This window comes from Polaromonas sp., from assembly GCF_010365105.1.
Classification (GTDB): Bacteria; Pseudomonadota; Gammaproteobacteria; order Burkholderiales; family Burkholderiaceae_C; genus Polaromonas.
Genome location: NZ_JAAFGZ010000020.1, coordinates 37,605 through 51,823, shown reverse-complemented (window position 1 = coordinate 51,823; position 14,219 = coordinate 37,605). Strand labels below are relative to the sequence as shown.

Here is a 14,219-nt window from a genome sequence, read left to right as displayed (position 1 = left end):
GACCGGCTTCAGATAGCGCCGTCAAACATCATCACATCGACTTCATCACCGGCTTCGACGTTGCCCTGGCCGTGGTGCAGCACGATGAGGCCGTTGGCCTCGGCCATCGAGCGCAGCACGCCCGAGCCCTGGCTGCCAGTGATCCTGACGTGGAGGCTGCCGTCCGGTGCGGTGGTCACGCGGCCACGCTGGTATTCAGTGCGGCCCGGTTTCTTGCGAATAGTTTCCACGCTGTGCGCCTTAAGCAGCACCTCGGGCTCGGGCCGGGCACCCATCATCTGCAGCAGGGCAGGGCGAACAAAAGCCAGGAAGGTCACCATCACCGCCACCGGATTGCCGGGCAGTCCGAACAACACGGCGCCTTTGCTTTCATTTTGATAGCTGGCAGCGCCTGTGGACAGTGCGGAGACGGCCGATTTGATGCTTGAAATGCGTCCCACGGCCATCGGCCGGCCCGGCCGCATGGCGATGCGCCAGAACGCCACGTCGCCGAGCTTTTTCATCATTGCCTTGGTGTAGTCCGCCTCGCCCACGCTCACGCCGCCCGAGGTGATGATGGCGTCGGCCTGCCGGGCGGCATCAAGGAACGCGGCTTCAAGCCGCGCCGGCTCGTCGCGTACCACGCCCATGTCGATGACTTCGCAACCCAGGCGGCTGAGCAGGCCGAAGACGGTATAGCGGTTGCTGTCGAACACGGCGCCTTCGCGCGGCGCTTCGCCCAGTGACAGGATTTCGTCGCCAGTGGAAAAGTAAGCCACACGCAAGGGCCGCCAGGTTGACAGTGTTTTAAGGCCCAAAGAGGCCGCCAGCCCAAGCCGGGCAGGCGTTAGAAGCTCGCCTTCTTCTAGCGCGGCCTTGCCCTGCGCCAAATCTTCGCCGCGCAGTCGGCGGTTGTCACCCATGCGCAGCAGGCCCGCCGGAATCGTGATGGTTTCGTGTTCACCGGTTCGGCGCAGCTGGACGAATTCCTGCGGAACCACCGTGTCCAGGCCCGCCGGCATCACTGCACCGGTCATGATCTTGACGCACTGGCCATGATCGACGCTGCCTTGCCAGGCCTTACCCGCCAGAGCCGTGCCGACGACCTGCAAGTCCAGCGTCGCGTCTGGCGCCAGCTGCCCACCAAAAAATGCAAAACCGTCCATGGCCGAGTTGTCATGCGGCGGCACGTCAAAGGGCGAAACCACATCGGCCGCCAGCACCCGACCGAGCGCTTCAAACAAGGGCAGCTCAATGGTTTCCTGAACCGGCGTCACCAGCCGGGCCAGAAAATCGCGCACGCCGTCCGCCGTCATGGCCTGCGGGTCATAGCCCTGCAGCTGGGCGGCAATCGTGTCGATGGTGTTCACGATTGCTTCGCTTCAAGCTGGTGCAATTCGGCCAGGGTGTTGGCATTGAAAAAGGCATGCGCCTCGTCGCCCGGCTGGTCGAAGGGCACGATGACCGTGCGGTGCTGCGCCGTCCAGGCGTCAATCTTGCGGCCGCCCGCCTGGGTAAAGCGCGCCAGGCTCTCCAGCATGTCAACGCCCATCAGGCAAAACACCGGCTGCGGCCGCAACTGGCCGTCTTCCTCGCGCGCAGCGGCGACAGCAAAGTCTGCGTCTTCCCGCGCCATGGCGTCGGCCATGCGCGCCACCAGGTCGGCGGGAAACAGCGGCGTGTCGCAAGGCACGGTCAGCAAATAAGGCGTTTCGCAGCGTTCCAGGCCGGTGATGAAGCCAGCCAGCGGACCAGCATAGTCACCCAGGGACGTCGCGTCGGGCCACACCGGAACGCCAAACGATTCGTAGGCGGACAGGTTGCGGTTGGCATTGATCATGATCTCGCCGACCTGCGGCGACAGCCGCATCAAGGTGTGCAGTGCCAGCGGCACGCCGTTGAAGTTTTGCAGCCCCTTGTCCACGCCCCCCATGCGCGAGCCGCGTCCACCGGCCAGGATCACGCCGGTAATGGCTTCGGCATGCAAGGGTGTCTTCATGTTCATGGTCATCCAGTGTTCCTAAAAATGTGCATTATGCGAAGCAACAAGCGTTGAGGCAGTATTTCCCCCAGCAGGGGCCGCAGGCGCAGCATCCCGTCGGGAGCAGCAGAGTACGCGAAACGACAAGCGCAGAGGCGGCGCCTCTTCCCCAGCAGGGGCCGCGGAACTGGCTTTGCCAGGCCGCAGGCGCAGCGCCCCCTCGGGGGGCAGCGAACCACACGCAGTGGGGAGCGTGGTGGCCACACTCACCCGCCGATGTAACTCATTTCAATGCGTTTGGCACCGCCTGCCGGACTGGCATCGGGCGGCAGTGCAGCGCGAATTTCCGAATAACGGTCCGAACGCGCTTGCCAGATCGGCCCGATCGCTGCCGAAATCTGCTCGTCGGCCAGGTTGCCGCGCAGCAGGGCGCGCAAGTCATGGCCCTGGCTGGCGAACAGGCACAAAAACAGCTTGCCTTCGGTGGACAGCCGCGCCCGGTTGCATTTGCCGCAAAACGCCTGCGTCACGCTGCTGATCACGCCGATTTCACCGCCTCCGTCAACATAACGCCAGCGCTCGGCGGTTTCGCCGCTGTAGTTGGGGTCAATCGCGGCCAGGGGAAATTCGGCATGCAGTCGTTCAACCACCTGGCGGGAGGGCATGACCTCGTCCATGCGCCAGCCATTGGTCGCCCCCACATCCATGAATTCGATAAAACGCAGCACTGCGCCGGAATGCCGGAAATGACGTGCCAGCGGCAGGATCTGGCTGTCGTTGGTGCCGCGCTTGACGACCATGTTGATCTTGATGGGCGCCAGGCCGACCTGCTGCGCCACCTCGATGCCCCGGAGCACATCGGACACCGGAAAATCCACGTCGTTCATGCCGCGAAAAATCGCATCGTCCAGCGCATCGAGGCTGACGGTGACGCGCTGCAGACCGGCATCCTTGAGCGACTGGGCTTTTCGGGCCAGCAGCGATCCGTTGGTCGTCAGGGTGATGTCCAGCGGCTTGCCCTCGGGCGTATGAAGCTTTGCCAGCATGCCTATCAGCACTTCGAGGTTCTTGCGCAGCAGGGGTTCGCCGCCGGTAAGCCTGATCTTTTCGACACCGTGGGCCACGAAGATTTTCGCCAGGCGGGTGATTTCTTCAAAGCTCAGCAGCGAGCTTTGCGGCAAAAACGCATAGTCCTTGTCGAAAATCTCGCTCGGCATGCAGTAATTGCAGCGGAAGTTGCAGCGGTCGGTGACGCTGATGCGCAGGTCGCGCAGCGGCCGGCCCAGCGTGTCGCTGAGCAGGCCGGTTGGCTCCGTCAGGCGGGCTGGAACTGCAGGGATGCGGCTGGCGTAACGCAGGTCTGCCAGGGGAATGATCTTGCGTGGTGTGTCTGTCATGGTGATGGGCCTTGGGGGAGAATTTACCCCATCGGTCTGTCCAGCTCCTGCGCTGCCGGCTTTACCCACGGAAGATATGCGTGATCGGCGTGACGCAGTTCAGAGCTTGCGTCATTTTTTCTCAGACACAGCGGGCGCCATCCACCTCCAGGCACACGCCGCTGATGAAGTCGGCCTCGTCGCTGGCTAGGTAGAGCACGGCATTGGCCACGTCCAGCGCCGTCGAAAACCGTCCCAGCGGAATGCTGGCCCGAAAGCGCGCCTTGCGGTCTTCATCCAGCGGCCCGCCGGCAAACTCGGCGGATAGCCCGGTGTCGGGATTGAACACCGGGTTCACGCAGTTGACCCGGATGTTGTCCGGCCCCAGTTCGGCCGCCAGCGACTTCGACGTGGTGATGACCGCGCCCTTGGAGCCGTTGTACCAGGTCAGGCCGGGGCGTGGCCGCACGCCGGCGGTCGAGGCAATGTTGATGAAGCTGCCGCCACCCTGGCTCCGGAACACCGGCGTCGTGTGAATGGTGGCGAGGTAAATGCTTTTGACATTGATGGCGTAGCACTTGTCGAAATCGTCCTCGCTGACCTCCAGCGCGGGCTGGTTGCGGTGCGTCCAGCCGGCATTGCTGACCATCACGTCAAGCCGGCCGTAACGCTGGACGGCGGCATCGACCAGCGCCTTGACTTCATCCGATTGGGTGACGTCGGCGGCAAAGAAGGACGCCGTGCCGCCGGCCTTGACGATGGCGGCGACGACCTTTTCGCCCAGTTCGGCATTGATGTCGTTGACGATGACCCTGGCGCCTTCGGCCGCCAGCCGCCGGGCGATGCCTTCGCCGATACCGCCGCCTGAACCGGTGACGATGATGGATTTGTCCTTGACGCGCATGATGTTGTCTCCGGGTTGTTTACTATTTATTTGATAGCTGTTAGCGTACGCCAGCTGTGCGCTAGTGGCCTACTGAATTTATAATTGATGTTTTTGCGAAGCATCCTGGCAAGGCGTGACGCCGCTATGCCTTCATGCGCCAGTCTGCGCAAACATTGATGCACATGCGCAAAGCTGGCCCCGACAGCCTGCAAGTTTCCGCAAGGAAGCGAGGCCGGGCGAGAAGGGTGCTGGAAAATGTGCTGCAACCCACGCCGTGCAGGTCTCTAGCCATGCCGCACGGCCACGGTCTTCAGCGTGGTGAACCCGTACAGCGCCTCGAAGCCCTTTTCCCGGCCATAGCCCGACGACTTCACGCCGCCAAACGGCAGTTCGACGCCGCCGCCCGCGCCGTAGTTGTTGATGAACACCTGGCCGCTTCTGACGCGCCTGGCCATGCGGAACTGGCGCGCGCCGTCGGCGGTCCAGATGCCGGCGGCCAGCCCGAAGCGGGTGCTGTTGGCCAGTTCGACGGCCTCGTCCTCGTCCTGAAAACGCATGGCGCACAGGACGGGGCCAAAGACTTCTTCCTGCATCAGGCGGTGGTTGGCCGGTACGTCGCAGAGCAATGTAGGCGCCTGGTAAAAGCCGCTGTCAGGCGCTTCATCGACGATCTGGCCCTGCGCCACCATCGGAATGCCGGCGACATGGGCATCGCTCAGAAAATCCCACACGCGCTGCTGCTGGCTCTGGCGAATCAGCGGGCCGACGTCCAGGTCCATGGACGCCGGACCGACGCGCAGGTTTTCAAAGGCCTCGCCCAGCCGCGCCAGCAAGGGGTCATAGATCGATTGCGCGATCAGCAGGCGCGAACCGGCCGAGCAGGTTTGCCCGGCATTTTGCACGATGCCATTGATGATGGCGGGTATTGCCGCGTCCAGGTCGGCATCGGCAAACACGATCTGCGGGCTTTTGCCGCCCAGCTCCAGCGTGACCGGGCAGTGCCGCTCGGCCGCCACCTGCTGGATCAAGGTACCGATGCCGGGGCTGCCGGTGAAGCTGATGTGGTCGATGCCGGCGTGACGGGCCAGCGCGTCGCCCACTTCATGCCCATAGCCGGTCACGATGTTCAGGGCGCCGGCCGGAAAGCCGGCTTCGGTCGCCAGTTCGGCCACGCGCAGCAGCGACAGGCAGGCGTCTTCGCTGGGTTTGACGACGCAGACATTGCCCGCCGCCAGCGCGCCACCGACGCTGCGGCCAAAGATCTGCATCGGGTAGTTCCACGGAATGATGTGGCCGGTTACGCCGTGCGGTTCGCGCCAGGTCATCACGCTGTAGCCGTCCAGGTATGGGATCGTCTCGCCGTGCAGCTTGTCGCAGGCACCGGCATAAAACTCGAAGTACCGGGCCAGCGCCAGCGCGTCGGCTTTCGCCTGCCGGGTCGGCTTGCCGCAGTCGCGCTGCTCGATCAGGGCCAGTTCATCGGCATGCTCGGCCACCTTGACCGACAGGCGCATCAGGAGCCTGCCGCGTTCCATGCCGCTGAGCCGGCACCAGACCAGTTCCAGGCAGTCGCGGGCGCTGCGCACCGCCACGTCGATGTCATGCGCCGTGCTGCGCTGGATGTCGTCGAAAACCTGGCCGTCGGACGGGTCAATCACCGGAATGGTCTTGCCGGACAGGGACGGGACGCGGGCGTTGGCAATGTAGTTGAGTTGCATGGGCATGATTTTGCGTGAATGTGGCGCCGGAGGCCACCTGAGCGTTAAAAACTTTCAAATCAGCCATCACGCTCCGCTGCACAAAGTGCGGGAAGTTCGACGGCGGACATCGCCAGTGGACAGGTCATGTCCGCATCGCCCTGACAGGCTCAGGGCGTCTTGATGCCGGCGGTCTTGATCACCCGGGTCCAGCGCGCTTCCTCGCTCTTGATGAACTCGGCGTAATGCCTGGCGCCTTGCACCGGAACCACAAAGCCCTGCGACTCCAGACGCTGCTTGACCGCCGGGGAGGTCATGGCCTGGACCAGGGCGGCTTCCAGCTTGTCGATGACCGGCTGGGGCGTGCCCTTGGGTGCGGAAATGCCTGACCATGACAGCGCTTCAAACCCTTTGTAGCCCGACTCGGCCACGGTCGGCACGTCCGGGTACAGCGCATTGCGCTGGGCGCTTGAGACCGCCAGCGGGCGCAGTTTGCCGGCCTTGACATGCTGCAGCGCCACGTCCTGGTTGATGAACATCATCTTGATCGTGCCGCCCAGGATGTCGGTCATCATCGGGCCGCCGCCGCGGTACGGGATGCCCAGCATGAAGATGCCGGCGGTCTGCTTGAACTGCTCCATGGCCATATGGCCCGAGGCGGCCGGGGTGTAGCCGTAGTCGAGCTTGCCGGGGTTGGCCTTGGCGTAGTCCACCAGTTCCTTGAGCGTCTTGAACGGCGTGCTCGGATGCACCACCAGCACATTCGGGCCGGAGTGGACTTGCGAGATGTGGATGAAGTCGGTGTTGGAGTTGTACTTCGGGAAAGGCTCCAGGCCGTGGGCCACGGCGTTTTGCCCCACGCCGGTCTGGATCAGCGTGTAGCCGTCAGGCGCGGACTTGGCGCCGCGTTCGGTGCCGATCACGCCGCCGGCGCCGCCAATGTTCTCGACGATGAAGGGCTGCTTGAGGATTTTCCCGAGTTCTTCGGCCACCAGCCGGCCCATCACGTCGCTGGTGCCGCCGGCCGGAAATGGCACGATGATCTTGACCGGCTTGTTGGGGTAATCGGACTGGGCCAGGACCGGGCCAGCTGATGCTATGAAACCAATAGCTGCACACGCAATGGTGGCAAGCGTAAGACGTCTGTTTGACATGAATTTATCTCCTGATGAGGCGTGGTGACGCGTGCTAGGGCGAGATGATTGAAGACGATTCAGCGTCCCCTGGCCTGGCGCCAGACGGCAAAGTCGTCCTTCGATTGCTGCTGCGTGGGCGGGTACAGGCCGATGATGGGCCGGCCCTTCAGCACTTCTTCGGTCACGAAATCCTCGAAGGCAGTCATTTCCACCGCCTCGTCGGCAATCTCGTCGGCCAGGTGCGCCGGAATGACGAACACGCCTTCCTGGTCGCCCACGATCACGTCGCCCGGGTACACCGCCACGTCGCCGCAGCCGATGGGCACGTTGATGTCCAGCGCCTGGTGCAGCGTCAGGTTGGTGGGGGCGGAAGGGCGCTGGTGGTAGGTCGGGAAGGGCAACACGGCCAGCTCGGGCGAGTCGCGAAAGCCGCCGTCGGTGACGATGCCGGCCGCGCCGCGCACCATCAGGCGCGAGATCAGGATTGAGCCCGCCGAGGCGGCGCGGGCGTCCTTTCGGCTGTCAATCACCATCACCGCGCCTTCAGGGCACTGCTCGACGGCGACGCGCTGCGGGTGCCTGGGGTCCTGAAAAACGCTGATCGGGTTCAGGTCTTCGCGCGCCGGGATGTAGCGCAGGGTGAAGGCTTCGCCCACCATGGTCGGCAGGCTGGTATTGACCGGATGCACGTCCTGGATGAACTGGTTGCGCAGGCCGCGCTTGAACAGGGCGGTACACAGCGTGGCGGTGCTGACCGTCTTGAGCTTGTCGCGCGTGGCGGGATCGAGGGCCATGGGAATGTCTTTCGCTTTCAGTAAATGTCCGGCTCGCCAATGGGAGCGCCGAACGAGGTTTCAAGAAAATCAAAATCGCAGCCGGTGTCGGCCTGCTGGATGTGGCGCGCGCTCATCCAGCCGTAACCTCGCTCGAAGCGCCTGGGCGGCGGCATCCAGGCGGCGCGGCGCAGCGCCAGCTCGTCGTCGCTGACTTCCAGGTGGATGGACCTAGCCGGCACATTGACGGTGATGAGGTCGCCGGTTTTTACCAGGGCCAGCGGGCCGCCGATATAGGCCTCGGGCGCAACGTGCAGGATGCAGGCGCCGTAGCTGGTGCCGCTCATGCGGGCGTCCGAAATGCGCAGCATGTCTTTCACGCCCTGCTTGACCAGCTTGAGCGGGATCGGCAGCATGCCCCACTCGGGCATGCCGGGGCCGCCCTGCGGGCCGGCGTTGCGCAAAATCAGGATGTGATCGGCGGTGACGTCGAGGTTCTCGTCCTCCACCGCTGCTTTCATCGACGGATAGTCGTCAAACACCAGCGCCGGGCCGGTGTGCTGGAAGTAGCGCGGTGCGCAGGCGCTGGGCTTGATCACGCAGCCATCGGGCGCCAGGTTGCCGCGCAGCACGGCCAGCGCGCCTTCGGCGTAGATAGGGTTGTCCAGCGGGCGGATCACGTCGTGGTTGTAGACCTCGGCGCCGACCAGGTTCTCACCCAGCGACTGGCCGGTCACCGTCAGCGCGTCGAGCTTGAGGTGGTCTTTGAGCACGCTCATCATGCCGAGCATGCCGCCTGCGTAGTAGAAGTCTTCCATCAGGTAGCTGTCGCCACTCGGGCGGATGTTGGCAATCACCGGCACCTTGCGGCTGGCGGCGTCAAAGTCGTTCAGGCCGACGGCGCAGTGTTCGCCGGCACGGCGCGACATCGCCACCAGGTGAATGATGGCGTTGGTCGAGCAGCCCATCGCCATGGCGACGGTGATGGCGTTCTCGAACGAGGCGCGCGACAGCAATTTGGCCGGCGTCAGGTCTTCCCAGACCATGCCGACGATGCGCCGGCCGCATTTCGTCGCCATGCGGATATGGTTGGAATCGACCGCCGGAATCGACGACGCGCCGGGCAGCGTCAAGCCGATCGCCTCGGCAATGCCGGTCATGGTGCTGGCAGTGCCCATGGTCATGCAGTGGCCGTGGCTGCGCGCAATGCCGCCCTCGACTTCCAGCCACTGCGCCTTGTTGATCTTGCCGGCGCGGCGCTCGTCCCAGTATTTCCAGGTGTCCGAGCCCGAACCCAGGATCTTGCCCTTGACGTTGCCGCGCAGCATCGGCCCGGCGGGCATGTAGATGAAGGGCACGCCGGCACTCAGGGCGCCCAGCACCAGGCCCGGTGTGGTCTTGTCGCAGCCGCCCATCAGGACCGCGCCGTCGATGGGGTGGCTGCGCAGCAGTTCCTCGACGTCCATCGCCAGCATGTTGCGGTACAGCATGGTGGTCGGCTTGACGAGCGACTCGGACAGCGACAGCGCCGGCAATTCCAGCGGAAAGCCGCCTGCTTGCAGCACGCCGCGCTTGACGTCTTCGACACGCTGCTTGAAGTGGCCGTGGCAGGTGCCGATGTCGCTCCAGGTGTTCAGGATGGCGATCACCGGCTTGCCTTCCCAGTCCTCCGGGCCGTAGCCCAGTTGCATCACGCGCGAGCGGTGGCCGAAGGAACGCACGTCGTCCGGCGCAAACCAGCGTGCGCTGCGCAGTTCTTCACAAGTCTTTTTGGTCATCAGAAGGGCTTCAGATCGAAAATATTGGAAAAATTAAAGCACTAATATATTAGTGTGTCAATGTTATGATTTACCCTGATTGCCACCTGACCTCACCTAAAGACCGCATGAATGCCTTGACGAAAATTGCTCCGCTCAAACTGGACCGAACACGCCAGTCCGCGCCCCAGGTGTTCGAGGCCTTGCGTGAGTTGATCGTCTCGTTCCAGCTGGAACCCGGAACGGTCTTGCAACGCGCCGAGCTGGCGGAACACTTCGGCATCAGCCAGACGCCGATTCGCGATGCCCTGCTGCGCCTGGGCGAAGAGCAGCTGGTCGATATCTTTGCGCAACATGCCACGGTGGTCAGCCGGATTGACCTGTCGGCGGCATTGCAGTCGCATTTCCTGCGACTGGCGATTGAACTGGAAATCCTGAATGCCTTGTGTGTGTTGCCGCAAGCTGAGCACGGGGGCCTGGTGCGGCGGTTGAATGCGAATCTGGCCGTGCAAGAGGCTGCGCTCAACCCGCTGGATGTGCCGAAACTGGCCCTGGCCGACCAGGCTTTTCATCAGGAGCTGTATGCAGCCGCCAAGGTCGGGCCGCTCTGGAGCCTGGTGCGCAAACAAAGCGGTCACGTGGACCGGCTGCGTCGCCTGAACCTCCCCGATGAAGGCAAGCCGCAGTCCATCGTGCGGGACCATCGAGCCATCGTCGAAGCCATCGCCCGCCAGGACGCACCGGCTGCACAGCAGGCCCTGCGTCAGCATCTGGCCGGAACGCTGTCCTTTGTCGATGACATCAAGCAGCGATTTCCGGAGTGGATCGTTTAGCCCGATCCTGGTCAAGCAAAGTGCTTACCCTGTGGTGCGTTGCAGCAGGAACTCTGCAAGCAAGGGGTCGTCCAGGTGGGTTCCGGCGATGGTCTTCGACAGAAACCCCCCGCGTTTCAGTTTTTCGATGGATGATCTGACCTTCGAGATCGTCGGTTTCGAACCGGGAATGGCCCCCAGCGCTTGCAGCGTCGCCTGGCTCATGGGCGGCTCGCCTCTGGCAATCACTTGCAGCACGCCCTGGTCGAAGGTATCAACCGAACTCAGCAGCGCCTGCCAGACGGCGACCTGGTGGTCGCTCGTCATGTAGTTCCGCAGACCCTGCGACACATCGGTCACGCCTTCTGCCGACATCGCCTTGACCACATCGCGCATCAGCGCCGGCTTGAAGCCAATTTTGCTGAAGCCTTGGTGCAAATCGTCCAGCGCCAGCGCTTTTTCCGGATGCACCTTGCTGAAATGATCCGCCAGCAGGCGCAGGAATTCATCGTCCAGGAAAGGGAAATCAATGATTTGCGCAAACTGGTACATCGGCGCGCCTGCGGTGTTCATCAGCCGCGCCAGCCCTTCCTGCGAGGAACCGGTAAAGACGGCGCGCACCTCCCCGCGCCGCTTGTGCAGGACGGCCCGCAAGGAGGCTACCAGGGGCACGCCATCGGCCGCTTCGCCCAGGGTTTGCACCTCGTCGAGCATCAGCAGGATCTGGCCCTTGTGCCGCGCGGCCAGCCGGGTGACCAGCGCATCCAGTCGCAGGGCCGGTGATTCCGGCAAGGCCCGGCGCTGTGGTTCGTCGCCCAGGTCAACGCTGGCCCCCAGAACGCCGATTTTCTTCACCGGCGTTCTGGCCAGCTTTCCGGCGCGGCTGGCGGGCACCTGCAAATCGTCCAGCGCTTCTTCCAGCGCATGGTTCAGCGCTTCGATCGGGGCTGACTTGTGCAGCCACAGGTCGGCGTATACCGGCAGCATTCCCGCTTGCCTGGCACCGGGCGCCAGGTCGTGGTCAAGAAAGAAGGTCTTGCCGACGCGCCGGGGCGCAAACAGGGCCAGCGGACGGCCTGGCTGGGCGGCCAGCAAGGCCAGATAGGCTTGCGCCAGGACCGGGCGCCGGAGTTCAATGTCGTCGAAGGTCTTCATCACCTGATTGTCGTGAATTGTCGTAAAAATCGCAATTGCTGCCAAAGCAGCAGCAAAGGGCAATACCCGGCAACGCCACAATCCGCCGAAGCGGGTTGTGGCAAGTCGAATGCGCACACTCAGTGCGCAGAGAAAAAACCTTATCGGGACGCGGCCGGTGCCGGCGTGCTGGCTGCAGGCGTCGCAACGGCTGCGGCGTCAGGAGCGCGGGCGGGTGCCGGTGCGGGCAGCCCTGGCGCCATCGGTGTCATCACCGGCGCGGCCGGGCCGCTGAACGCCGTGGGCGCCTGCACTGGAACAACGGGCGCGGCCTGCACCTCGCCGCCATGGAACTTCATCATCAGCGGCACGATCAGCAGCGCCACGATGTTGATGATCTTGATGAGCGGGTTGATGGCCGGGCCGGCCGTGTCCTTGTACGGGTCGCCCACGGTGTCGCCGGTCACGGCGGCCTTGTGCGCTTCGCTTCCCTTGCCGCCGTGGTGGCCGTCCTCGATGTATTTCTTGGCGTTGTCCCAGGCGCCACCGCCAGTACACATCGAAATCGCCACGAACAGGCCGGTGACGATGGTGCCCATCAGCAGGCCCCCCAGCGCCTTGGGGCCAAGCAGCAGGCCGACCAGGATCGGGACAATGACCGGCAGCAGCGACGGAATGATCATTTCCTTGATGGCTGCCGTGGTCAGCATGTCCACCGCGCGGCCGTATTCAGGCTTGGCCGTGCCTTGCATGATGCCGGGAATTTCCTTGAACTGGCGGCGCACTTCCACCACCACCGCGCCGGCTGCGCGCCCCACGGCTTCCATGGCCATGGCTCCAAACAGGTAGGGAATCAGTCCGCCGATGAACAGGCCGACGATGACCATCGGGTCGCTCAGGTCAAAGCTGATGGCGCGGCCATAGCTTTCGAGCTTGTGGGTGTAATCGGCAAACAGCACCAGCGCGGCGAGGCCGGCCGAACCGATCGCGTAGCCCTTGGTCACCGCCTTGGTGGTGTTGCCCACGGCGTCCAGCGGGTCGGTCACGGCGCGCACTTCGGGCGGCATGTCGGCCATTTCGGCAATGCCGCCAGCGTTGTCGGTGATGGGGCCGTAAGCGTCGAGCGCCACCACGATGCCGGCCATGCTCAGCATGGAAGTCGCGGCAATCGCAATACCGTAAAGCCCGGCCAGGTTGTACGACACCAGAATCGCGATGCATACAAAGATCACCGGCCAGGCGGTCGAGCGCATCGACACGCCCAGGCCGGCAATGATGTTGGTGCCGTGGCCGGTGGTGGAGGCCTGCGCGATGTGCTTGACCGGTGCGTATTGGGTACCGGTGTAGTACTCGGTCACCCAGACCAGGCAGGCTGTCAGCACCAGGCCGACCGCACAGGCGCCGAACAGCTTCATCTGGCTGCCCGTGGCGTAAATGGCGTCGTCGGGCATCAGCCAGGTCGTGACGAAGTAAAAGGCAATAAGCGACAGCACACCGGCCACGGCCAGGCCCTTGTACAAGGCTGGCATCACATTGGTCATGCCCGGCGATGCCTTGACAAAAAAGCAGCCGACGATGGACGCGATGATCGACACCGCGCCCAGCGCCAGCGGGTACAGCACGGCGTTGACCGGCGCGGCGGCCACCAGCAGCGCGCCCAGCACCATGGTGGCAATCAGCGTCACCGCATAAGTCTCGAACAAATCGGCCGCCATGCCGGCGCAATCGCCGACGTTGTCGCCCACGTTGTCGGCAATCACCGCCGGGTTGCGCGGGTCGTCTTCGGGAATGCCGGCCTCGACCTTGCCGACCAGGTCGGCGCCCACATCAGCACCCTTGGTGAAAATGCCGCCGCCCAGCCGGGCAAAGATCGAGATCAGCGACGAGCCAAAGGCAAAGCCGATCAGCGGGTTGAGCAGGTCGGCCAGCCTGGTGGTCGGCGTGTAATTGCCGTTGCCGACCAGAAACCAGAAAAAAGCCGTCACGCCCAGCAGCCCCAGGCCGACCACCAGCATGCCGGTGATGGCACCGCCGCGAAAGGCCACGTCCAGCGCCGGGCCAATGCCGCGCGTGGCGGCTTGCGCGGTCCGCACGTTGGCGCGCACCGAGACATTCATGCCAATGAAGCCGCAAGCGCCCGACAGCAGCGCCCCGACGACGAAGCCGATGGCGGTCTTGCTGTCGAGGAACACCCCGATCAGCACCGCCAGGATGACGCCGACGATGGCAATGGTCTTGTACTGCCGGGCCAGATAGGCGGCTGCGCCTAGCTGGATGGCGGCCGAAATTTCCTGCATTCGGGCGTTGCCCGCGTCCTGGGAAAGAATCCAGTTGCGTGCCCAAAAGCCGTATCCCACGGCAATGAACCCGCAGACCAGCGCAAGAATGAGCGCGGCTGAGTGACCTGTCATAAATACCTCCACCTTGTTTTTTGCCTTGATGGGTGCCACGCAAGCGGCCCCCCGCTGCGTTGCTTCCTCGTGGCTCGCATGGAGGCGATGGGACGATTGGCCAACTCAGGGAAATTAAACGCGAAAACACCAGCCGTTGGCAACCCGTAAGGTCGGCATCAGTAAAATACAGGCAAATAACCGTCTGTGAGCCCGCGAGGCCGGCCTCGCGACAGCGGCTATCGGACAACTTGAACGCAGCGGCCTGGCGGGCCGCTTTTTTTCATCAACGTGTTTT

At 63.8% G+C, this 14,219-nt stretch carries 11 protein-coding genes; 1 reads left to right on the top strand and 10 read right to left on the bottom strand.

The window, feature by feature from the left end:
• Positions 1-8 precede the first annotated feature (8 nt).
• The 8 genes from glp to araD form a co-directional block, all read right to left on the bottom strand.
• Positions 9-1,349 carry a gephyrin-like molybdotransferase Glp gene (glp, locus tag GZ092_RS14045; protein ID WP_293637282.1) on the bottom strand — a complete coding sequence of 447 codons (1,341 nt, stop codon included), beginning with the start codon at positions 1,347-1,349 and terminating at the stop codon, positions 9-11.
• Positions 1,346-1,990, bottom strand: a complete 645-nt coding sequence (gene mobA / locus GZ092_RS14040) for a molybdenum cofactor guanylyltransferase MobA (RefSeq protein WP_293637280.1) — start codon at positions 1,988-1,990, stop codon at positions 1,346-1,348. Before mobA ends, glp begins: the two co-directional genes overlap by 4 nt.
• Before the next feature lie 236 nt (positions 1,991-2,226).
• Positions 2,227-3,357, bottom strand: coding sequence for a GTP 3',8-cyclase MoaA (moaA, locus tag GZ092_RS14035; RefSeq protein WP_293637278.1), 1,131 nt, complete (start codon positions 3,355-3,357; stop codon positions 2,227-2,229).
• Positions 3,358-3,478: 121 nt separating this feature from the next.
• Entirely contained in the window at positions 3,479-4,240 is a 762-nt protein-coding gene (locus GZ092_RS14030; RefSeq protein ID WP_293637276.1) for an SDR family oxidoreductase, read from the bottom strand.
• 266 nt (positions 4,241-4,506) lie between these two features.
• Entirely contained in the window at positions 4,507-5,940 is a 1,434-nt protein-coding gene (locus tag GZ092_RS14025; RefSeq protein ID WP_293637275.1) for an aldehyde dehydrogenase family protein, read from the bottom strand.
• Between the two features lie 149 nt (positions 5,941-6,089).
• Positions 6,090-7,073: a tripartite tricarboxylate transporter substrate binding protein gene (locus GZ092_RS14020; protein ID WP_293637274.1), complete on the bottom strand. Its 984-nt coding sequence runs from the start codon at positions 7,071-7,073 to the stop codon at positions 6,090-6,092.
• A 59-nt stretch (positions 7,074-7,132) separates the two neighbouring features.
• Complete coding sequence (locus GZ092_RS14015; RefSeq protein ID WP_293637273.1) at positions 7,133-7,849, bottom strand: ribonuclease activity regulator RraA; 717 nt, start codon at positions 7,847-7,849, stop codon at positions 7,133-7,135.
• Positions 7,850-7,866: 17 nt separating this feature from the next.
• On the bottom strand, positions 7,867-9,606 hold the full coding sequence (gene araD / locus GZ092_RS14010) for an L-arabinonate dehydratase (RefSeq protein WP_293637272.1): 1,740 nt from the start codon (positions 9,604-9,606) through the stop codon (positions 7,867-7,869).
• 107 nt (positions 9,607-9,713) lie between these two features.
• On the opposite strand from araD, the gene GZ092_RS14005 reads away from it, so the two are divergent.
• Positions 9,714-10,418 carry a GntR family transcriptional regulator gene (locus tag GZ092_RS14005; RefSeq protein ID WP_293637271.1) on the top strand — a complete coding sequence of 235 codons (705 nt, stop codon included), beginning with the start codon at positions 9,714-9,716 and terminating at the stop codon, positions 10,416-10,418.
• A gap of 24 nt (positions 10,419-10,442) precedes the next feature.
• Here GZ092_RS14005 and GZ092_RS14000 read toward each other — a convergent pair whose 3' ends face one another.
• Together GZ092_RS14000 and GZ092_RS13995 are read right to left on the bottom strand one after the other, a co-directional pair.
• Entirely contained in the window at positions 10,443-11,552 is a 1,110-nt protein-coding gene (locus GZ092_RS14000; RefSeq protein ID WP_293637269.1) for a hypothetical protein, read from the bottom strand.
• 140 nt (positions 11,553-11,692) lie between these two features.
• Positions 11,693-13,942 (bottom strand): sodium-translocating pyrophosphatase, encoded by a 2,250-nt coding sequence (locus GZ092_RS13995; protein ID WP_293637267.1) that lies wholly within the window; start codon positions 13,940-13,942, stop codon positions 11,693-11,695.
• Between the last annotated feature and the right edge of the window lie 277 nt (positions 13,943-14,219).